We start from the raw sequence: 847 nt of genomic DNA on the forward strand, positions 1-847 counted from the left end.
CGTCCGGGTTCGGCGTGGCCGGGGTGCCGGCGAGGTCTGCCAGGCCGGCGGCGTCGGCGAGCTCGGTGAGGTAGCGCTGCGCGTCGAGCGCGGCGGCGCATCCCGAGCCGGCCGCGGTGATGGCCTGGCGGTAGGTGTGGTCGACGGCGTCGCCGCACGCGAACACGCCCTCGAGGTTGGTCGCGGTGGTGCGTCCGACGACCTGGATGTAGCCCTCGTCGTCCAGGTCGATCTGACCCTTGACGAGCTCGGTGCGCGGCTCGTGCCCGATCGCGACGAACAGGCCGGTCGCGGGCAGCTCGCGCTCCTCGCCGGTCACGGTGTCGCGCAGCGTGAGCGCCTCGACCTTGTTCTCGCCGCCGATGCCGGCGACCTCGCTGTTCCACGCGAACTCGATCTTCGGGTCGCCCAGCGCGCGGTCGGCCATGATCTTGGACGCGCGCAGCTCGTCGCGGCGGTGGACCAGCGTCACCTTCTGCGCGAAGCGGGTGAGGAACGTGGCCTCCTCCATCGCGGAGTCCCCACCGCCGACGACGGCGATGTGCTGGTCACGGAAGAAGAACCCGTCGCACGTCGCGCACCAGGACACCCCGCGCCCGGACAGGCGCTTCTCGTCGTCCAGGCCGAGCTCGCGGTAGGCGGACCCGGTCGCGAGGATGACCGCGCGGGCGCGGTAGGTCTCGCCGTTGCCCGTCACGACGGTCTTGACCGGCCCCTGCAGGTCGAGCAGCGTGGCGTCGTCCCACTCGATGCGCGCGCCGAACCGCTCGGCCTGCTTGCGCATGTTCTCCATGAGGTCCGGGCCCATGATCCCGTCGGGGAACCCGGGGAAGTTCTCCACGTCCGT

At 71.9% G+C, this 847-nt stretch carries 1 protein-coding gene; it reads right to left on the reverse strand.

Features of this window, described 5'->3' with window-relative positions:
- Positions 1–847: NAD(P)/FAD-dependent oxidoreductase (locus CCE02nite_RS20290; protein ID WP_141391384.1), on the reverse strand; the 847-nt coding region annotated here is incomplete at both ends.

It is taken from the genome of Cellulosimicrobium cellulans, from assembly GCF_006539945.1.
In the GTDB taxonomy this organism is placed as follows: Bacteria; Actinomycetota; Actinomycetes; order Actinomycetales; family Cellulomonadaceae; genus Cellulosimicrobium; species Cellulosimicrobium cellulans.